The following is a 19,976-nucleotide window of genomic DNA, read 5'->3' on the forward strand; positions in this document are numbered from 1 at the left end:
TAAGAAAAGCCGTAGCTTCAAGGAAGGGGGACAGAAGCTACGGCAAGGGTGTGCTTTTTAAAAGGGCTGGATTACCAGCTCAGGGAAGCACCTACAGCGATCTGATCAGTTTCAGCGCCTGCTACGTCGTGCATATCGTATTCAACGATGAACTTCAGGTTGCTGTTTACATCGTAGAACCATGCAACGGAATCCAGTTCAGCGGTTGTTGTAACGTTAGTTGCGCTGGTGGTGTCAGTTTCGCCGTGGGACAGGACGAAGCGGTGTGCACCAGTGGTATAAGAGGCCTGAACAAGGTAGCCGTCACTGTCCAGTTCGCTGGTCAGCAGTCGATCTGCAAGTGCAGAGCTGATGCCTTCCTGGTCAAAACCTGATGCAGTCAACTGGAAGCCAGCCATGGATACGCGAGCACCGTACGCCAGGCCCGTTGCATCGACATTGTTGGCTTCATTTTCGCCGGAAGCACCACCGATCCATGCGTTAAATTTACCGCCATCGAACTCAGTTGCATACGTTGCTTCTGCTTCAAAACGTACAGAGTTGTTGGTGTTCGCATCCGCAGACTCACCGCTCTGTGGATCCAGAATGGATGCCGCTACCTGGAAGCCGCTCATGTTTGGCGTGCGGTAAGTGATCTGTGCTTTAGGCACTGCATATGGGTAACCGGTAGAGATGTTACCGAAGGTCACGCCGCCAGAGTTTGCCATAGGTACACCGGTACCCAGCAGCAGTTCGTCACTGAAGATATTGGTACGGGCGTAAATGCCGAAGTCTTTACCGAACAGAACCTGACCGAAGTCACCGTCTACAGTCGCGTAGAACTGACGAACATCAATCGCTGTATCAGTAACCTGGTTGCTACCGTCGTTGATGGTTACCCAGAAAGAGGAGCGACCGCCCACTTTCAGATCACCCATATCTTTATTGACGTTGAAGCCGATGTAGTTAGGCAGGAAGCCCATACGTACACGCTGTTGTTTTTCGTTGGTTGCTTCGTTGTCTGTAGCTGTGAAGAATGCGTTGAAATGACCATCAGCAGAGAAGTTAGTGCCGTCCTGATCGTAAAGGGTAATGCCTGCGTGTGCCTGTGTTGCCATAGCTACGGACAGTGCTACCGGGCAAAGCTTCAGCATCAATTTATTATTTTTCATGGTGTCCCCATTCGAAGGTAAAAGAATGTTGGTTTGCGATAGGCCGATTATTCGGAACGGGGGCGTTTCAAGGAATCGCGCTTTCGGGCTGATTTCCCGACACTTTGGGGGATGTTCCCAAGGGGGAGAGTATTAAGACTGATGGTGTGGGTCGGGAAGTAAGACCAGAGGCGCGCGACGCGAACTAGCGCTTTAGGTGGGTCGGTAGTAGTGCTTTTTTTTGCGAATGCACACAGAGTGGTTAACGCAAATTATCCCTGTCTAATGTTACGCACCCGTTGCAGAACAGGATAGTAAAGTTGGCCTGTCAGGGCGCTCGCTTTAGGTCAGAAACGAATGCAATGCAGTAACTTAGAAGTATTCGCATCTGAAGACTGGTGTATTATCCTTGTCTCTATAGAGAATTGTCCGTTATATAGAATTGTAGAGTGCGAAACAGCGCATATAAGTGTCTGTGGAAACAGACCATAACAATAAAAAGGAAGCCGGTATGCCACGGGATGGGCATTCTACCGGTTAAGAGTTAGCCTCGATGAGTAGTGACATTTCAAGTCTTCGAAAGTTCGTATCACCCGAGATCATCTTTGGTGAAGGCGCACGTAAAACTGTTGCCAATTATGCGCGTACCTTTGGTGCCCGCCGCGTGCTGCTGGTGTCTGATCCCGGTGTGGCTCAGGCGGGTTGGGTACGTGACGTTGAACTGTCGCTAGAAGAACAGGATATTGATTACGTCACCTTTACGGAAATCTCGCCGAACCCGCGTGCGGAAGAGGTGATGAAAGGTGCACACTTCTATAAAGAACACGACTGCAACGTCATTGTTGCTGTTGGTGGTGGTAGCCCGATGGATTGCGCCAAGGGCATTGGCATTATTTCCGCCAATGGTGGCGACATTCTCAGTTACGAGGGGGTGGACACGATTCATCTCCCAATCCCGCCACTGATCTTTATTCCGACGACGGCGGGTACCTCTGCCGATGTTTCCCAGTTTGCGATCATCTCCGATCAGCAGGAGAAGGTGAAAATCTCCATCGTCAGCAAGGCGGTTGTCCCTGATGTCGCGTTGATCGATCCGGAAACCACCATGACCATGGATCCGTTTCTCACCGCGTGTACGGGTGTCGATGCGCTGGTACATGCGATTGAAGCCTTTGTATCAACCGGTGCCGGTGCGCTCACCGATATGCATGCGCTGGATGCGATTCGTCTGATCAGTCACAACCTGAAACCGCTGGTGGCTGACCCTAGTAATCTGCAGTTGCGTGAACAGGTAATGCTGGGTGCGATGAAAGCAGGTCTGGCATTTTCCAATGCGATCTTAGGTGCCGTACACGCGATGTCGCACAGTCTGGGTGGCTGGCTCGATCTGCCGCATGGCTTGTGTAATGCCATGCTGTTGGAACACGTAATCGCCTATAACTATCCCAATGCGCAGGATCGTTTCAAGGTGGTTGCCGAAACCATGGGATTGGATACACGCGGTCTCGGCCCGACAGAGATCAAAGCACGCTTGATGAGTGCGGTAATTGAACTGAAGCGGGACGTCGGTTTAAGCCAGAAACTTGCAGAAAATGGCGTGGGTCTAAGTGATATCCCGGTATTGTCGGATAAAGCGATGAAAGACCCGTGCATCCTGACGAATCCGCGGAAGTCCAGTAAGCGTGACGTCGAGGTTGTCTATGAAGAAGCGCTCTGATCAGGCCACTGTTGATGACCTGATTGGTCTCGGTAACCAGTCTGCGCGTAAAAGTTACTACGCTGAACTGGTCACCAAGCTTGAAGAGCTGGAGACCGAGCGTAACCGTTACAAATGGCTGTTTGAGAATGCCCTGCACGGTATCTTTCAGGCCGACTTTTCGGGTGGCTTGCGGGCAGCCAATCCTGCTATTGCTAAAATTTGTGGCTATGACTCTGCCGAAGAGATTCTCGATCAGATTCAGCATATCGATGATCAGCTGTTTGTGTCCGTACGGGACTACGAATTTGTGACCAGTTACCTGAAAGCCAGTGGGCAGGTCTTCGGCTTTGAGACCCAGCTGCGCCGCAAAGATGGTAAGACTGTCAACGTCTCGCTCAACGTATTGCTGAAACAGGATGGCGATACACCGGTTATTGAAGCCTTTGTTCAGGACATTACCGAACGCAAGAAAGCGCAGGACAACCTGAAGCAGCTGAACGAAGAGCTGGAAGGACGGGTTGAAGAGCGCACCCATGAACTGGTTAGCCTGAACGACAAACTCTGGCGGGAGATCGCCGAGCGTGAATCCGCGCAGAAAGAACTGAAAGTCGCCAAAGAGATCGCGGAGCAGGCCAACACCAGTAAAGATAAGTATCTGGCCGCGGCCAGCCATGACTTGCTGCAACCGATGAATGCCGCCCGTTTGCTGGTATCAACATTACGCGAACGGGAACTGGCGGGTGAAGACGGGCATCTGGTCGAGCGTGTGCATATGGCGCTGGATAATGCTGAAGAGCTGCTAACCGACCTGCTGGATATCTCTAAACTGGATCAGAATGCAGTAAAACCTGACTTGGGTGAATACAGTATTCAGGCCCTGTTATCACCGTTGGTGTCCGAGTTTCAGACAGTGGCTCAGGATTCAGGCCTCGTGCTGGCATTTGTTCCTTCCAATTTAGTGGTCACCACCGATCCACGTTTGTTGATACGTATTCTGCGTAACTTCCTCTCCAATGCCATCCGCTACACCAACGAGGGCCGTGTCCTCATAGGGTGTCGCCGTAGTGGCGATAGGGTACAGATTCAGGTTTGGGATACCGGCATCGGGATTCCAGATGACCGTCTGAACGATGTTTTCAAAGAGTTTCACCAGTTACATCAGAAGAAAGCCAAGCGTGCAGGCGTTGGTTTAGGATTGGCGATAGTGGATCGGATCGCCCGGATGCTGGAGCATCCCGTGAAGGTCAGATCGGTGGTTGGTGCCGGATCAGTATTTTCGATCGACGTCCCGTTATCGACCAATCAATCCCGTCAGGTTCAGGTGTCGTCACAAATGGCCGTACCGATGGACCAGCTGGATCAGACGCGGGTGTTGGTGATCGACAATGAGGAAAATATTCTCGTCAGTATGGCCGCATTGCTGGGGCAATGGGGCTGCGAAGTGATGACGGCAACTGATGAGCTGGATGCGTTACAGCAGATCGAACGTACGGGTATCGTGCCGGAAGTGATGATGGCCGACTACCATTTGGATGATGATAAAACTGGTACGGATGCCATCGGTTATGTGCGTGATATGTTGGGCATTGAGATTCCGGCGATGGTGATCACTGCTGATCGCAGCGACGAATGCCGACAGCTGTTCCGAGAGTTGGGGCTGCCGGTGCTGAACAAACCCGTGAAGCCGGGTAAGTTACGGGCGTTGCTAACCCATCTGCTGCAGGCGTAAAACAACTGTCTGGCGCTGCGTGACATCTGAAAGATCGTCGAATAAAAACCAGTACTTAAGTACTGGTTTTTTTATGGGCGAATATTGGTAAATCTTTCTGAATCAACAGGTTGTCATATTTTTGGCGAGTAAGGAAAAACCCATATTCAGGTCACAAGTAGTATTCAGGTCGTTTTGGCTGCCCCCTACAATAGTTGTATTCAGGCTAAATCCCGGTGGTATCAGACGATGCGCTCTACATCCGTTTTTACTGCAGCTTCGTTCAGTCGGTCCCCCGATCAGGCTGCCGCAGAACTCCGACAGCAATTTCTGCATGATGAACTGGAGTTCATCCTATTTTTCTGTTCGGCAGAATACGATCTGGAGCAGCTTGCATCTGCCATGAACAGGGAGTTTGGCAGCATTCGCCTGGCGGGTTGCACCACTGCCGGGGAGATTACGCCGCAAGGTTACGGTCAGGGTTGTATCACCGCGATAGGCTTTCGGGCCGGGCGTTTTGCGGTGGCCGCTGCCGGTGTCCAGAAACTGGATAACGTCAGCCTCACAGATGCGCAATCGATGGTCGACAATCTGATTAGCGAGTGTCGTAAGAAAGAAGTTGCGCCGATCAAAGGCAACAGTTTTGCGCTAACCCTGTTTGACGGTCTCTCCATTCAGGAAGAGATGGTACTGGTGTCTTTGAACGCTGCGCTAGGCAGTATTCCAAGCTTTGGCGGTTCTGCCGGTGATGATATCCATCTGACAAACACCCATGTTTTTTTTGACGGTAAATTCCATACCGAAGCCGCTGTCGTCCTGCTGTTTAATACCGGTTGTGACTTTGAAGTATTCAGTACTCACCATATGCTCAATAGCAGCGAAAAGCTGGTGGTCACGGCTGCTGACCCGGATGGACGTTGTGTACTGGAACTGAATGCTGAACCCGCTGCGTTGGAATATGCCCGTGCGATTGGGCTTACGCTGGAAGACCTTAACCACGAAGTGTTTGCGCTGAACCCCATCGCGGTGAAACTGGGTGATGAATACTTCGTCCGCTCTATTCAGCAGGTCAACGATGACTTGAGCCTGACATTCTACTGTGCGGTGGAGAAGGGCATCGTTATGACGGTGATGGAGCCCGGACCGATTATTCCGAATCTGGAGAAAGAGCTGGCCGGGATCAAGGAGGAGGTCGGAGAGCCACAGATCATTATTGGCTGCGACTGCTTCCTGCGCCGTCTGGAGATTGAGCTGTCAGGTATTCGTGATGAAGTATCCGAGATCCTGCGGCGTAATAAGGTGGTCGGATTTAACACCTACGGCGAACAGAATGCCGGGATGCATGTAAACCAAACCTTTACCGGTGTGGCGATCGGTCAGTGCCCGCAGGGTGACGGCCATGAATGAATCTTTGAAGCAGGCTCAGCAACAGGAGCACGCGGCAGATCAGTTGCAGCAACGGCTGGCAGAGCTGGAACAGGAGAACGCCAAACTCAAACGGATCAACAAGGTGCTGATCGAGCGGGTTGAATCCGGTAGCTCTCAGGTGGCGAACCCTTACGCAGCCTTTGAACATTCCGTGGTACTGGCCGAGCAGGTACGAGAGCGGACCGAAGCTTTGAATGCCGCGCTTTCTGATCTGAAAGCCACTAACCGCAAACTGCAAGACGCCAACCAGCAAGCCGCCATCTCCCATCAACGCCTGATCGACGCTATCGACAGTATCTCTGATGCTTTTGTCCTGTTTGATGCCGAGCGACGGGTGGTGTTGTTTAACAATAAATTCAGCGATATCTGGCACGATGTGTGTGTCGAAATTCAGACGGGGATTACCATTCAGGACATCTGGGATCTGGGTCACGAGTCGGGCCTGATCGCAGAGACGTTTAGTGAAAGCAGCAGCTCCAGCAAGGTGTTCCGCCTGAGCAACGGTAAGTGGTTCCAGATGAGCCAGCGCAGCACGATGGATGGCGGCTTAGTGGTGCTTTATACCGATATTTCTGAGCTGAAAGCCCGTGAAACCGCAATCCGTGAGCGGGCGCTGGAGCAGAAGAGCAAGCTGCTACAGGCGACCGTGGACAACTTATCGCAGGGTGTGGCACTAGTAAATCATGAAGGTGTGCTGGAGGTCTGGAACGACCGCTTCCTGGAGCTGACCGGTGTGGAAGAATCAACCGCAGAAGAGCGTCCGCCGTATGCCGCTTTGATGGTGTCGCATAAGAACATTCTGCAGCATGCGTTATCGGCTGCGCAGCAGGGTGAAGTGGTGGCGTCGGAACAGCGTGAACACAATGGCAAAGTGATTGAGGTGCGCACCCATCCCATGCCATCCGGTGGTTTTGTGAATACCTACACCGATATCACCGAACGTCACCAGTATGCTGAAACCTTGCGCGAGAGTGAGCAGTGGATTCGCCTGATTACCGATAACGTGCCTGCGATGATCTGTTACGTGGGGCAGGATGGACGTTATCAGTTTACCAACAAAGTGTATGACGAATGGTATGGGCAACCGCGTGGGGCACTCAATGGTGCGCTGATCACCAAGGTGCATGATGCGGAACAGATGAGAACGCTGACGCCATATTTCCAACAGGCGATGACGGGTGAATGTGTCACCTTTGAAATGAGCGAACCCAATCTGCTTGGGGAAGAGCGTATCCTGCTGAAATCCTATGTGCCCAACCTGGATGCGGATGATAAGCCATTAGGGTGTTTCGTGATGATCCGCGATATCACCGAGCGTATCCGTACCGGGGAAGAGCTGCGTCAGGCGTATCAGATGATGGAGCAGAGGGTAAAAGAGCGAACCTCCGAACTGACCCACCTGAATCAGCAGTTACGTCTGGAGATTAACGAACGCTCACTGATTGAATCCCGTCTGCGTGAAGCCAGTCAGGAAGCGGAACGGGCCAATCTGTCGAAAACTAAGTTCCTTGCTGCGGTCAGTCACGATCTGTTGCAGCCACTCAACGCCGCGCGCTTGTTCACCAGCGCATTGATTGAGCAAGAGATGGAGCAGAAAACCCAGTCTCTGGTGCACTCCGTGTCTAACTCGCTGGAAGATGTGGAGTCGCTGCTCAGTACACTGGTGGATATCTCCAAGCTGGATGCGGGTGTGGTGGTGCCGGATGTGATCTCGTTTAAGGTCAGCGATCTGCTGGAAAACATCGCCAACGAGTACCGCCAGATTGCGCAAAGCGAAGGTCTGGATCTGCACTTTGTGCCTTGTGATGCGGTGATCAGCTCCGACTCGCAATTGCTGGCGCGGATTCTGCGCAACTTTCTTTCCAATGCCATTCGTTACACCGAATCCGGCCGGATTCTACTGGGGTGTCGTCGCCGTCGGCACGGATTGGAACTGCAAGTCTGGGATACCGGTGAAGGTATTCCTGCGACGAAGAAGCAGGAGATCTTTCAGGAGTTTAAGCGTCTTAAACATACCCATTGTGGACAGGATAAAGGTCTGGGTCTGGGATTGGCGATTGTGGATAAGATCTCCCGTGTATTGGGGCATCCTATCCATGTGGAATCTATCGAAGGGGCTGGTTCGGTCTTCTCTGTTGAAGTTCCGTATGGCAACAAACTTCCGTCAGCAGATGAGTTACATGGGCCGAATTTGCCTCAGCGTCTGGAGCGTTTACAGGATGCGCGCATCTGGATTATTGATAACGATCGGGCGATCTGTCAGGGGATGGAAACCCTGCTGACAGGCTGGGGCTGTCAGGTAACCACCGCCTTGTCGGTGGATGATCTGACCGCCAAAATCGACCCGGCGAGTACACCCGTCGATCTGTTGATTGCCGACTACCATCTGGATAATGGCGAAAATGGTATTGATGCCGCAGAAGAGATCTGCAGCATGCTCAGCTATAAGATTCCGGTGTTGATGATCACCGCCAACTACTGCAAAGAACTCAAAGAAGAGATCCGCGAACTGGGTTACATGCTGATGAATAAACCGGTGAAACCCCTGAAGTTAAAAACCACCCTGACCCACATGTTGGAGGTCAGGGAGGAAGACCCGGTTTAACCGCTGCTTACGGTTGCTGGCGGGTGGCGGCCAGCACAATCTCGCGAATACAGAGGTTTTGTGGCTGCTGATAGGCAAACAGCGTAGCACGGGCAATATCATCCGGTGTGATCGCGCCGCCCATACTCTCTTTCCAGCTTTCGTAACCTTCGATAATCTCATCGGAGGTGGTGTGTGACAGCAACTCGGTTTCTACCGCACCCGGTGCGATGGTAATGACCCGCACATTATCGTCGGCCACTTCTTCTCGAAGATTCTCGCTCATCGCATGGACCGCAAACTTAGTGCCGCAATAGGCTGCGTGACCTGGAAAGGTTTTGCGACCCGCCACCGAACTGATGTTGATAATCGTGCCACCACGTCGCGCTTTCATCGCCGGTAGTACGGCCTGAGTGCCATTCAGCAGACCCATCACATTCACATCAAACATCCGCTGCCACTCGCCCGGCTCCTGCTGATCCAGCTGGCCCAGCAGCATTACACCGGCATTATTGATCAGCGCATCAGTTGCACCGTATTGTGCTTCGGCTTGCTGGATAGCGGTGTTCATCGCTGCACGGTCAGTCACATCAACCTGGGTACACAAGGTGTTTGGTAGGTCCAGCGCTTCGAGTTTGTCGATACGGCGGGCCAGCAGTAGAAGAGGGTGTCCTGCCGCGCTAAATGCCTGAGCGGTCGCCGCGCCAATACCTGAGCTGGCGCCGGTAATCACGATCAATGGTTTGTTCATGGTGTCTCTCATGTGGCTTGAACTGGATACTTAAAACGGTGCTGAACGTTCAGCGATGTGGAGAGATTTTAAAGATTGGGTTATTTTGATAAATAAGCCTAATCTGAAATTACTGTTAGAAAATCATGAACAATATCCATTGGAGTGGTATACGCTCATTTATCGCGGTGGCTGAGCACGGCAGCTTTACGGCTGCGGCGGACGCACTGGGGATGTCCAAAGCGAGCCTCAGTCAGCAGGTCACGGCACTGGAAAAAGCGCTGGGTGTGCAGTTGCTCTATCGTACGACACGTATTCTGCGCCTGACCGAGATCGGGCAGGGGTATTACGAGCAGTGTCGCACGGGTGTGGATCAGTTGGATAACGCCCGAGAATGGGCAACCCAATCGACCCAGGCACTGAGCGGCAGTATTCATATGAACTCGGTGGGTGGTTTGATTGGTGAAGAACTGATTGCGCCCATGCTGATCGACTTCCAGCAGGCCTATCCACAGATCGATGTCAGTCTGGATTTCTCCAGTCAGCGCGTGGACCTGATCGAGAGTCAGTACGATCTGGTGATGCGCATGGGGGAACTGCCCGATTCCAGCCTGATCGCGCGTCGATTGCACGCCATTACCACACGGTATGTCGCCAGCCCCGCGTTTCTGGAAAATCAGGGGGCGATCCAGCATCCCAATGATCTGCGCGAGTTACCGCTGATCTATGGCAGTGTCAGTGAATGGTTGTTTGTAAAACCGGACGAACAGGTTCGCATTCAGGCCAGTCGAGGGTTTCAGATCGCCAACGGGCGGGTGATGTGTCGGGCCGCAGAGCAGGGGCTTGGCGTGGCGCGATTGGCCGACCCTTATGTGAATGTCGCCTTGCGCGAAGGCTCTTTGATAGAGGTGTTATCCGAATGGCGTCAGACCACACCGCTTTCACTCATCTGTCCGCCCGCCCGATACCAACTGAATCGGGTGCGGGCGTTGGCGGATTGGCTGATTGAGCATTTTCCAGCCCGGTATCAGCCGTTTGCATAAGGTTGATCAAAGGCGGTTTGCGGCCCGCGCAGCTTGTGTCTGGCCGTCGTAACCCCAGTTCACCGCCGGAATCTCGTCGATTACCACGTAGCAGGCTTCCTGTAAGACACCAATCTGTTCACGCAACATGACGATGGTTTGCTGGATCATCCGGTTTTTGTCCTCTGCGCTGTTGGTGCCCGCCGTGATTTTGATATCCACATAGGCGGCGGTGGGCGCCGATATGCTCAGGAATTCGGCATTCACTGCCCAGTGTTCAGGATGACTTTCTTCTATCTGTACCACGGTCACTTCACGACGTTTTCCCATCAGCTCATCCATCAGTTGAGTGGTGGATTTCTGCAGTGCCTGGCGTGTTTTCTGAGTCAGCGGTTGGTTCACACGAATGTTGATGTAAGGCATGGTCGAACTCCTTTCCGTTAGTGAGTTTTGTCATATAGTTGTATGTGCAACTATGTGGCCAAATAAAAGCTCAACTGTCGTCGAGCATCATTTGAACCTTGCGAATATCGGCCACCATTGAGGTCAGATCGTCAGTGCCAACCAGCGCTCGCATTTGGTGGGTCAGTTCGGCACCGGTGGCATCCAACTGTTGATGAATCGCCTGTGCTTGTTCGGTGGGGAATACCTGCAACTCACGGCCATCTGTACCCGCAGGTTTGCGGGTTAGTAGCTCCCGTTTTTCCAGGCTGTCCAGAAATCGAGTAATCGTGGAGCGGGATAAACTGAGCTCAGCCGCCAGCTCACGTGGGAGCAGCCCCGGCTTTGCTAACACCAGCCGTAACAGAAAGGCGTGCGGTGGTGACAGATCGTATACCTTGTAGGCATCCGTCCAGATTTTGGTCACCGCGCGGGCCAGCGCATTGCTATTAAAATACAGGCATTCTTCAAACATAAGCGCAGCTTAGAATAGGGTGGTTGTATATGCAACTAGTTTTATTGCTGTAGTTTATCTGTCCCCCGGTATCTTTTGTTCCCGCGCCTGTTGGATCAGGGTATCAATGGCTTTCATCGGTAAGCTGTTGCGGTGGTAGATCAGGGTGGTGGGGATGTTTGCCAGATGAGGGGCGATGGTCTCAATTTCAAGATCATCACAGTGGCGGTTGTTGGTCACAATCCAGCGCGGCATCAGCGTACATCCCAGCCCCATCGCTACGCAGCCCAGAATACCGTCCAGCGTGCCTAACTCCATCATGTCGCCTGTCTGGTATCCGGCTTCACGTTGCCATGCCAGTGAGCGTGCACGATAGGCACACCCTTCACGGAACAGAATCAGGGGTAATTTCTCTTGTCGGTTGTGTTTGGCACGCACCAATACCAACTCTTCCTGCAACACTTCAACCGCAATCAGATCAGGGTGATTCACCGGTCCGCCAACAAAGGCACAGTCCAGTTTATGGTTTGAAACCTGATCGACCAGCTCACCGGAACGATCGGTCTGTACAAACAGATCCACACCCTTATGAGCATCCCGCAGGGATTTCAGCAGGGGCGGTAAACGCAGGGCGGCAAAAGACTCCATCGAACCGATACGCAGCTCGCCGCTTTGTTCGCCCACCTGGCGTACGGCCGCGCCTGCACGTGATTCCAGCTGCAATAGTTGATGGGTGTATTCCAGCAATACTTTGCCAGAGGGGGCGAGTTCCAATCCCCGGCCTTTGCGGTAGAACAACTCAGAGCCGAGTTCTTCCTCCAGCCGTTTAATCCGGTTGGTGACGTTGGACTGAACTGTATTTAACTTGCGGGATGCTGACAGAATACCGCCTTCTTCAACGACGGCCTGAAAGGTACGCAGGGCGATAAATTCCATTATTTATTCCTATAAGGGAATGATTGATATGAAACGTATCTTAATATGAGAATGGAGTTATGTCTTTAAGGGTGCTGATCTACGCATCAAACGTTCAGTGCGTAGATCAGCTATTCAGTGATTATCGGCCTTTTTTACGGAGCGTGGCTTCACTTTGTACTGAGCGGTAAAAACGACCCAGTGAGCGGTCTTTCGCCCGTTTTTCAGCGAGGCTGGCACCGTTATGTGCCTGTTCACGCATCAGTTTCAGGTAATTGGATAAACGGCGTTGATCGATCTGCGATGCGTCCAATGCCATCTGGATGGCACAACCTGGTTCCGACTGGTGTTGGCAATCGCTGTACCGGCACTGTGTTGCCAGTGCACTGATATCAGAAAAAACCTCTTCCACTCCAGACTCACAATCTGCCAGTTGTAGCTCGCGCATTCCGGGTGTATCCAGTAAAACGCCACCGTTAGGTATCAAGTGTAATGAACGGGATGTGGTGGTGTGCCTGCCTTTATCATCGGCATCCCGTGCTGATCCAGTCTGCTGAGCAGCCTGTCCTAGCAGCCTGTCCTAGCAGCGTATTCACAAGGGTTGATTTACCCACCCCTGAAGAACCCAGTACAGCAACTGTGTTGCCCGCTTTGCACCAGGGTTGCAGTCCCGTCAGGGTATTGGCATCAAGTGCATTGATCGCTTCAACCATCAGCAGAGGATCAAGCGCCTGAACCTGACGGCGATAACTGTCCGGATCGTCACACAGGTCTGACTTTGTTAATACCACCACCGCTTCCGCACCCGCTTCTTTGGTCAATGCCAGATAGCGTTCGATACGATTCAGTGAGAAGTTGTGGTTTAACGAAGTGACCACGAAGACTGTATCGACGTTCGCGGCGATCAGCTGTTCAGAGACTTTACTGCCTGAGGCCTTGCGTGCAAAACGTGACAAGCGGTCCAGCAAACGCGAATAGGTGCCGTCATGGTGCAATAGAATCCAGTCACCCACAGTTAACGGGGGCAGCTTATGCGTAACGGGTAAGTCTTGTTTGCCGTGTTCGGTATACAGCTCAAGATGAGAGCGGTGCTGCGCAATGACTCTGGCAGGCACACACTGAGTGCACTCTTCAAGTGTGAGTTGTTGCTGGAAATAAGGTGTCCATCCCAGTTGGGACAGTGAGTAAATTGTAGTCATAGGAAGCCCTGACGCGTACGTAAGTCGCGTCCGATAGGTAATTCATCGGGGGGCTAAGATGCCCCGGCTTAAACACCGGGCAGAGAAATCAGATTAAGCTAATTTCAGCGTACTGCCCGGAAGGTTTTGACTACAATCATGTTTACCCTCCAGCGTGATTTGAGTTATTCAGTGTTTTAATTTATCAGAAGTTACCCCTGTGTGAAACATCCGCATTGCGAATGCGGGACGGGTCGTGACAGGGTGTTGAGCTTGAATTCCAGCAACCCGCTTCGAACCACGTCTTATGCCCGTAGCTCGAAACATTAGCATGAAGGGGGGCTAACTTTCGTCTGACGGTGGAATCAGGACAAACTTCCCCACATGCTTTTTCAAGAGAAATTCCTGCTGTGCTTCTGCAATAGAGGACAGCGGAAACGTCTTCGCCAATAATGGCTGGATTTCACCCTGTTCGATGTATCGTACAAGGTTGGGGAATACCGGTTCGTCCCACACCGTTGTGCCGATCAGCGTGATATCGTTGAGATACATATCACGCATATCCAGATCGACAATCGGTCCTGCAATCGCACCCGAGGATACCAGTCGGCCACCGCGTTTTAAGAGCTTGAGCATCGTAGGAAATTCGCTGCCAGCAACGTTATCCACCACCACATAAACGGATTGTTCGCCTAACACCTCCAGCAGATCTGCGGAGCGATCTAACAGGATATCAGCACCGATTTTGGCGACGGCTTCGAGCTTCTCTTTTCCCGCTACCGCAATCACTTTCGCGCCTCTGCGCTTCGCCAGTTGCACCGTTGCAGACCCGACTCCACCAGAGGCGCCAGTGACCAATACCGTTTCCCCTGCCTTTAGCTGTGCTCGGTGCAGCATGTTCTCGGACGTACCATAGGCACAAGGGATGGTGCCCAGTTCAGCATCCGTCCAGTCACAGGTAATTGGGAACACTTCACTGGCGCGGACTTTCACATATTGAGCGAACGCGCCGTCAAAGTCAGAACCCATCCAGATATTATCCAGCGAGTTGAAATCAGACTCACGGGTGCACGGGCGGACTAACACGCGTTTATTGAGGAGATCAGAATCTACGCCATCGGCGGCACCGACAACCTGACCACAGCAATCGGTCCCTTGAATAAAAGGGAAGGGGGTTTCTTTGTTCCAGCCACCGTCCGAGCTTTGAAGCGTGTCATCCTCATCTGCGGTTTCGTTTGTGGACTCAGTCACGGAGGAGGAATACCAGCCCAGTCGCGTATTGATCTCGGTATTGTTCACCCCGGCCGCAAGCACCTTAACCAGCACTTCACCTGGCTGAAGGGTAGGAATGGCAACATCTTTGTAGACCAGCTTTTCATATCCGCCATTACCAGTGGTAACAATGGCTTTCATTAAACTACGCGTCATATTTTCTGAGTCCTGCTGGCTTGGGTGTACCCATATTGCGTGCTTGGAAACGGTTGGGTTTGAAGGATTTCATCCTAAGAGCTTTAGGCGATGCAGGCAAACCCGTAAACATGATTAGAGCCTTAAGGTTTCCAGATAGATTGCGGGTTTAATATCGAGCAAGGGCGTGCTGTTCAGACAATCCAGTCCTCGAACGGTAATTCGTCCGGTTTCGATTTTCTCGATTGGTAGCGTTGCAGTGCCTATCGGGTTGGGCCGATCAGGGGTGCGCAGTGCAAATGTACCGAACTCTGCTGTATCCGCCGTCAGTTTGGGTGCGATTGATGTTTGCTCCGGTTTACCCAGCCAGTAAAGGATCAGAATATCCTGCCCTTCACAGAGGCCGGCCAGCTCATCCTGATACTCGGTGTTCAGATTGAGTTGGCAGAGCGGCCCATCAAACTGAGTATTATTGGGACAGTCTTCAAGCGTCCTGTAGGGCGTTGTGATATGCCCGATAAAATTAAGAGTGGCTGACATTGTCCGTTCCTTATTGGTCTTGTTTCGCTGTGGAGATCGCATACATCAGAATCGTTCCCAAAATGATCGCGCTGCCGATGATGCTGGCCATTGGAGGAACTTCACCAAAGAAGCCAAATGCCCATAAAGGCGCAATCACCGCTTCTATCATCAGAATCATGCCTACTTCGGGGGCGGTGATGTAACGCGTTGCAACCTGTGACAACACCCGACCAAACGGTGCAGTAAAAAGCCCCATAGCCGCCATGATGATCCAGGTACTGGTGCTGAAGGTTGAAGGTGTCGCAAGGAAGAACATGACCGTTGCCAGAAATAATCCACCCAAGCCCACACTGGCCATGCGGCTTACATCCTGATATTTGCGCAACAACGTTTGATTCAGCGACAGGCAGGTCACGGCAAAAACGGCGAGTCCATCACCCAGCCAGTTGCCGGTTTTGAATGAACCGGATACCACAATGGCGATGCCGATCATAACCGCAGCAATTGCGAACCAGGTTGAACGTTTTGTTATCTCTCCCAGAAAGATTCGACTGAATATCGCCGCCAATGCTGGTGCTGCGCTGAGAATGACAAAAGTGTTGGCGATGGAGGTGTTTTTGATGCTCAGCACCAGAGCAGACGCACTGCCGAGCATGAGCACTCCGGAAAAAATAACGGGCCAGCCACTGGCTTTCAGCGCGGTCACCAGTCCTCGTTCATCCCGTAGCTGGATAAAAACAGGCATAGAAATCGCGGTGAACAGACCGAAAAGAAAAGCTGTATCGAATCCACTAACACCCGAAAACCGGATGAAAATAGGGTCAAAGCTCATCAGTAATGCGCCAAGTAAGGCAATGAGAATACCGGTTGTCCGAGCGTTTTTTTGTGTCAGTGAGTGAGTGATGGAGTTGGTCATTTTTGTCTATATAAAATCATACTTGTCGGTATGATTTTATATCGTTGCGGCAATGTTAAGAAAATCATACTATTGGGTATGGTTTTTTTGTGGCGATAGCAATGAGCAAAATCGAGCAGAACAAAGCGAAAAAGAAGCGGGCGATTCTTCTGGCCGCGCAGAATGTGTTTTTATCTGAAGGGTATTTGCTCGCCAGTATGGACAAAATTGCGGTAGAAGCTCAGGTTACAAAACAGACGGTTTATCGGTATTACTCGTCAAAATCCGATCTGTTCAAGGCAATGTTGGAGCAGATGGGCGAGAACTCAGAGGTGGATTTTCTTGATCATCTACAACTACCGGATACAGAAGAAGCGCTCTATCAGTTTGCCAGAGGCTTTATTCAAGCCCATTTGTCGGATGATCACTTGGCAACATTCCGTCTTCTGGTAGCTGAAGGAGGCAAAGCGCCTGAAATGACCCGCAGTTTCTGTGCGGTGGGGCTCGATGACACCGATGTGAAGCTGACTGAGTTCTTTGCGGAAAGGCTGGGCATGAATAACGCTGAAACAACCGTACAGTTGTGGACGGCGATGTTACTGGCACATCGTGCGGCGGTGTTGATTGGTATGGAAAAACCCACTGAGCAGCAGATCGATCAGCACGCAAAAGACGCGACCGCTTTCCTATTGGCGGCGATTTCTGGACATTAACGATCTCGTTCCCACGCTGCCTCTTCCCACATTTATGCGTCGTAATGCAGACAGTGCTTAATTTCAGCATAGTATTGACCGGAACCTTTGATATGGATTCCCACGGAGGACCGTGGGAACCAGAGGTGTGCTTACGCTGTGTGAGGGGGGATCGCCCTCGTTCCCACGCTCCCGCGTGGGAATGCAGACAGCGCTTAATTTCAGCACCGTACTGACCGGAACTCTTGATATGGATTCCCACGGAGGACCGTGGGAACCAGAGATGTGCTTACACTGTGTGAGGGGGGATCGCCCTCGTTCCCATGCTCCCGCGTGGGAATGCAGACAGTGCTTAATTTCAGCACCGTACTGACCGGAACTCTCGATATGGATTCCCACGGAGGACCGTGGGAACCAGAGGTGTGCTTACACTGTGTGAGGGGGTATCACCCTCGTTCCCATGCTCCCGCGTGGGAATGCAGACAGCGCTTAACTTCAGCATCGTACTGACCGGAACTCTTGATATGGATTCCCACGGAGGACCGTGGGAACCAGAGGTGTGTTTGCTCAGTGTGGGCGCTTACCTCGTTCCCACGCTGCTTCTTCCCACATTTATGTGTGGGAATGCATATCAGCTAAGTAAGCGGTTACTCAGCGCTTAAGAGGCATCGCGGGGTTCGCGGGCCATGGTGTAAAACTCGCGGTTCGCCTGCATAGAGGTGATGATTGCCATACGGTTTGAAAGACCAAAGAATGCGGTGATACCGGCAATATCCCAGATATCTTCGTCGTCAAAACCGTGCATGTAGAGGGCTTCGTAATCGTCTTCACTGATCACTTCCGGTGACTGTGACAGCGACATCGCAAAATCCATCATCGCTTTCTGGCGTGGAGAGATCGGCGCGTGCAGGTAGTTGATCGCAATCTGGTCGGCCAGCAATGGCTCTTTCGCAAAGATACGCAGCAGCGCACCGTGGGCCACCACACAGTACTGGCAGCCATTCGCCGCGCTGGTCGCAACGATAATCATCTCTTTCTCAGCAGGCGTCAGGGTGCTTTCTTCACGCTCCATGATCGCATCGTGATACGCGAAAAAGGCGCGGAACTCTGCCGGGCGGTGGGCCAGTGTCAGGAAGACGTTAGGAATAAAACCGGCTTTTTCCTGTACTGCCAGAATACGACTCTGGATATCTTCAGGCAGGGTATTCAGTTCTGGTACCGGGTAACGGCTGATATCGGACTGGCTCATGCATTCACCTGTAATTCTGTTTAAACGGTTAGGTTCTTCAATCGAGAGATTGTTGAACGTTTTGATTTTGGAAACTATGAGTGCCATCCTAGCAAGTCAAAACGATCATAATCAGTCACCTGAACGCCAAATAACGCGCATATTCGGTCATCTATGAATAAAGTACTCGGATTAGTCTACGACGACTATCAGGCCTCCGGCATCGCCACCACGTTTGATGTATTTAACGTGATCAACACCATCTGGAAACAACGCGGCGGCGAAGAGCCGTTATACGAGTGTTTTCTGGTCTCCGCAGGGCAGGATGAAGTGCGGGCCTCCAACGGTTGCCGTATGCGAGTCGATTACACGCTGGATAACGCCCCCGAGGCCGATCTGATCTTTGTGCCGGGTATCCATCATGAAGATGGCAATGACCTGATCAATCACCTGACGGGCCTCAAGCGTGAGACCGAATGGCTGCGTAAACAGTATGCGGCAGGCCAGCAAATTGCCGCCAATTGCAGCGGTGTATTTCTGCTGGCGGAAACCGGACATCTCAAAGGGCAGTCCGCTGCGACTGCGTGGTGGCTGGGCGGGTTATTTCAGAAGCGTTATCCCGATGTCACCCTGCGCAAAGATACGCTGCTGGTGGAGAATGATCAGGGTTACTGCACCGGCGCAATGACCGCCAATCTGGGGGTGATGTTGCAGGTGGTGGAGAAGCAGGTCGGGCGGCAGTTGGCGCAGATTTGCGCAAAAACCATGCTGATCGACGCCAGCCAGAGTTACGCCTCTCCATACGTCTTTTTGCAGGAACAAACCGAACATCAGGATGCGATGGTGCTGGCGGTGGAAAGCTGGATGCAGCGCCATATCAGCCAGCCGCTGGATCTGGAATCGTTAGCGAATTTGCATTGTGTCAGTGAGCGTACGCTATCGCGCCGTTTCAAGAAAGCACTGGGGGTCAGCCCCTCCGAGTACCTGCAAAAACTGCGGATCGAACATACGAAACTGTTGCTGGAAACGACCAGTCTGAATATCGAACAGATCGTAGAGCGGGTGGGGTACAGCAGTGCCAGCTCACTACGGCGATTGTTCCGCAATGCGCTGGGATTATCACCGCGAGATTATCGGGCGCAGCTCAGCCAAACCTGATCTGACTGACTTGAAGGCGAACCACGCCGGATCGTGGTTCAGTGCATCACACTGTAGCCGTCTTCAATGATCTGTTTTCGAGCTTTGTCTAAGTCCAACTCCTCAATCGGAGACGCCAGATAGTAGGGCAGGCTGACGGGTGTTTCGCTCAGCTTAATCATATCCCCGTCCATCAGTCGCTCGATGACTGAGTGCAGCGTTTTTTCGAGATTAGAGGGCGGAGACGGGTATCGCTGGCCCATATAGTTAATCATTTCCTGAATGGTGTGTGCGCCATCTGCCAGCGTAACCACCGTGCCAAGCCATTCATCCAGCGGTGTGACGTTCTCTGGGTAATTGATGTCGGCCAGTGCAACTTGATTGTTTTTGCGGGTGAAGATGATCGTGCGATAGAAGTACTGTGAATTGTCCATCAGTAGAACCCATTTAAGATTTTTAAAAGTGTCGGGTGTGAATGGCTGCTGTGTAAAAAGCCCAATCCGCAGCCACCATTAAGCGCCGTATAAACGGCAGCTTCGGCACTTTGAAATAAAGACTGATGACAACACGGCACGCTACGTTAAAACAAACATCGCGACCCATCACGTTATAGGTATCGTAGCTGAAGCCTTTGATAGTGACGAGCGGACATCCGCCTTTGCTTGCGCCAGCGCAATCAACCACCCTCGTCAACACGGCGAACGGATGGGTTTCTGATGGAAAACCGTACGATGACTGCCACAATATTCTTGAGATATTGCTCTGGCGATACAGCTCTGGAGATACAGCTTCAGATATAGAGAACA

Annotated in this window: 19 protein-coding genes; 7 read left to right on the forward strand and 12 right to left on the reverse strand. The window is 52.0% G+C overall.

The genetic code is table 11. The features are described 5' to 3' along the window. Positions 1 to 71: 71 nt before the first annotated feature. Positions 72 to 1,151, reverse strand: a complete 1,080-nt coding sequence (locus tag IOQ59_RS11355) for a porin (RefSeq protein ID WP_193953408.1) — start codon at positions 1,149 to 1,151, stop codon at positions 72 to 74. Positions 1,152 to 1,683: 532 nt separating this feature from the next. On the opposite strand from IOQ59_RS11355, the gene ercA reads away from it, so the two are divergent. From ercA to IOQ59_RS11375, 4 genes are all read left to right on the forward strand, one after another. Continuing rightward, positions 1,684 to 2,847, forward strand: a complete 1,164-nt coding sequence (ercA, locus tag IOQ59_RS11360) for an alcohol dehydrogenase-like regulatory protein ErcA (protein ID WP_193953409.1) — start codon at positions 1,684 to 1,686, stop codon at positions 2,845 to 2,847. Continuing rightward, entirely contained in the window at positions 2,831 to 4,558 is a 1,728-nt protein-coding gene (locus IOQ59_RS11365) for a PAS domain-containing hybrid sensor histidine kinase/response regulator (RefSeq protein ID WP_193953410.1), read from the forward strand. Before ercA ends, IOQ59_RS11365 begins: the two co-directional genes overlap by 17 nt. 228 nt (positions 4,559 to 4,786) lie before the next feature. Beyond that, entirely contained in the window at positions 4,787 to 5,944 is a 1,158-nt protein-coding gene (gene nosP, locus IOQ59_RS11370) for a nitric oxide-sensing protein NosP (RefSeq protein WP_193953411.1), read from the forward strand. Then, the gene (locus IOQ59_RS11375) at positions 5,937 to 8,570 is read left to right on the forward strand and encodes a hybrid sensor histidine kinase/response regulator (protein ID WP_193953412.1); all 2,634 of its coding nucleotides are present in this window, start codon (positions 5,937 to 5,939) and stop codon (positions 8,568 to 8,570) included. Before nosP ends, IOQ59_RS11375 begins: the two co-directional genes overlap by 8 nt. Before the next feature lie 7 nt (positions 8,571 to 8,577). Here the strand turns inward: IOQ59_RS11375 and IOQ59_RS11380 are convergent, their stop codons facing one another. Then, positions 8,578 to 9,300: an SDR family oxidoreductase gene (locus tag IOQ59_RS11380; RefSeq protein ID WP_193953413.1), complete on the reverse strand. Its 723-nt coding sequence runs from the start codon at positions 9,298 to 9,300 to the stop codon at positions 8,578 to 8,580. A 125-nt stretch (positions 9,301 to 9,425) separates the two neighbouring features. Between IOQ59_RS11380 and IOQ59_RS11385 the strand changes: the two genes are divergently transcribed. Then, positions 9,426 to 10,322, forward strand: coding sequence for a LysR family transcriptional regulator (locus tag IOQ59_RS11385; protein ID WP_193953414.1), 897 nt, complete (start codon positions 9,426 to 9,428; stop codon positions 10,320 to 10,322). Positions 10,323 to 10,328: 6 nt separating this feature from the next. On the opposite strand, the gene IOQ59_RS11390 is transcribed toward IOQ59_RS11385, so the two are convergent. The 8 genes from IOQ59_RS11390 to IOQ59_RS11420 form a co-directional block, all read right to left on the reverse strand. Then, complete coding sequence (locus IOQ59_RS11390; protein ID WP_193953415.1) at positions 10,329 to 10,724, reverse strand: tautomerase family protein; 396 nt, start codon at positions 10,722 to 10,724, stop codon at positions 10,329 to 10,331. A 70-nt stretch (positions 10,725 to 10,794) separates the two neighbouring features. Next, positions 10,795 to 11,217, reverse strand: coding sequence for a MarR family winged helix-turn-helix transcriptional regulator (locus IOQ59_RS11395; RefSeq protein ID WP_193953416.1), 423 nt, complete (start codon positions 11,215 to 11,217; stop codon positions 10,795 to 10,797). Positions 11,218 to 11,271: 54 nt separating this feature from the next. Continuing rightward, on the reverse strand, positions 11,272 to 12,132 hold the full coding sequence (locus tag IOQ59_RS11400; protein WP_193953417.1) for a LysR family transcriptional regulator: 861 nt from the start codon (positions 12,130 to 12,132) through the stop codon (positions 11,272 to 11,274). Positions 12,133 to 12,253: 121 nt separating this feature from the next. Continuing rightward, entirely contained in the window at positions 12,254 to 12,559 is a 306-nt protein-coding gene (locus tag IOQ59_RS21365) for a ribosome small subunit-dependent GTPase A (RefSeq protein ID WP_255512542.1), read from the reverse strand. A 76-nt stretch (positions 12,560 to 12,635) separates the two neighbouring features. Further along, positions 12,636 to 13,310 (reverse strand): GTPase RsgA, encoded by a 675-nt coding sequence (rsgA, locus tag IOQ59_RS21370; RefSeq protein ID WP_255512543.1) that lies wholly within the window; start codon positions 13,308 to 13,310, stop codon positions 12,636 to 12,638. Between the two features lie 321 nt (positions 13,311 to 13,631). Continuing rightward, the gene (locus IOQ59_RS11410; RefSeq protein WP_193953418.1) at positions 13,632 to 14,717 is read right to left on the reverse strand and encodes an alcohol dehydrogenase family protein; all 1,086 of its coding nucleotides are present in this window, start codon (positions 14,715 to 14,717) and stop codon (positions 13,632 to 13,634) included. 114 nt (positions 14,718 to 14,831) lie between these two features. Beyond that, on the reverse strand, positions 14,832 to 15,236 hold the full coding sequence (gene tsaA / locus IOQ59_RS11415; protein ID WP_193953419.1) for a tRNA (N6-threonylcarbamoyladenosine(37)-N6)-methyltransferase TrmO: 405 nt from the start codon (positions 15,234 to 15,236) through the stop codon (positions 14,832 to 14,834). A gap of 10 nt (positions 15,237 to 15,246) precedes the next feature. Then, the gene (locus IOQ59_RS11420) at positions 15,247 to 16,134 is read right to left on the reverse strand and encodes a DMT family transporter (protein WP_193953420.1); all 888 of its coding nucleotides are present in this window, start codon (positions 16,132 to 16,134) and stop codon (positions 15,247 to 15,249) included. 101 nt (positions 16,135 to 16,235) lie between these two features. Here IOQ59_RS11420 and IOQ59_RS11425 point away from each other — a divergent pair, with 101 nt between their 5' ends. Continuing rightward, positions 16,236 to 16,826, forward strand: a complete 591-nt coding sequence (locus IOQ59_RS11425; RefSeq protein ID WP_193953421.1) for a TetR/AcrR family transcriptional regulator — start codon at positions 16,236 to 16,238, stop codon at positions 16,824 to 16,826. A 637-nt stretch (positions 16,827 to 17,463) separates the two neighbouring features. Here the strand turns inward: IOQ59_RS11425 and IOQ59_RS11430 are convergent. Next, on the reverse strand, positions 17,464 to 18,054 hold the full coding sequence (locus tag IOQ59_RS11430) for a peroxidase-related enzyme (protein ID WP_193953422.1): 591 nt from the start codon (positions 18,052 to 18,054) through the stop codon (positions 17,464 to 17,466). Positions 18,055 to 18,207: 153 nt separating this feature from the next. On the opposite strand from IOQ59_RS11430, the gene IOQ59_RS11435 reads away from it, so the two are divergent. Beyond that, positions 18,208 to 19,191 carry a GlxA family transcriptional regulator gene (locus IOQ59_RS11435; protein ID WP_193953423.1) on the forward strand — a complete coding sequence of 328 codons (984 nt, stop codon included), beginning with the start codon at positions 18,208 to 18,210 and terminating at the stop codon, positions 19,189 to 19,191. A 38-nt stretch (positions 19,192 to 19,229) separates the two neighbouring features. Here the strand turns inward: IOQ59_RS11435 and IOQ59_RS11440 are convergent, their stop codons facing one another. Further along, entirely contained in the window at positions 19,230 to 19,604 is a 375-nt protein-coding gene (locus tag IOQ59_RS11440; protein WP_193953424.1) for a hypothetical protein, read from the reverse strand. Positions 19,605 to 19,976 lie beyond the last annotated feature (372 nt).

It is taken from the genome of Pontibacterium sinense (genome assembly GCF_015209595.1).
Classification (GTDB): domain Bacteria; phylum Pseudomonadota; class Gammaproteobacteria; order Pseudomonadales; family Balneatricaceae; genus Pontibacterium; species Pontibacterium sinense.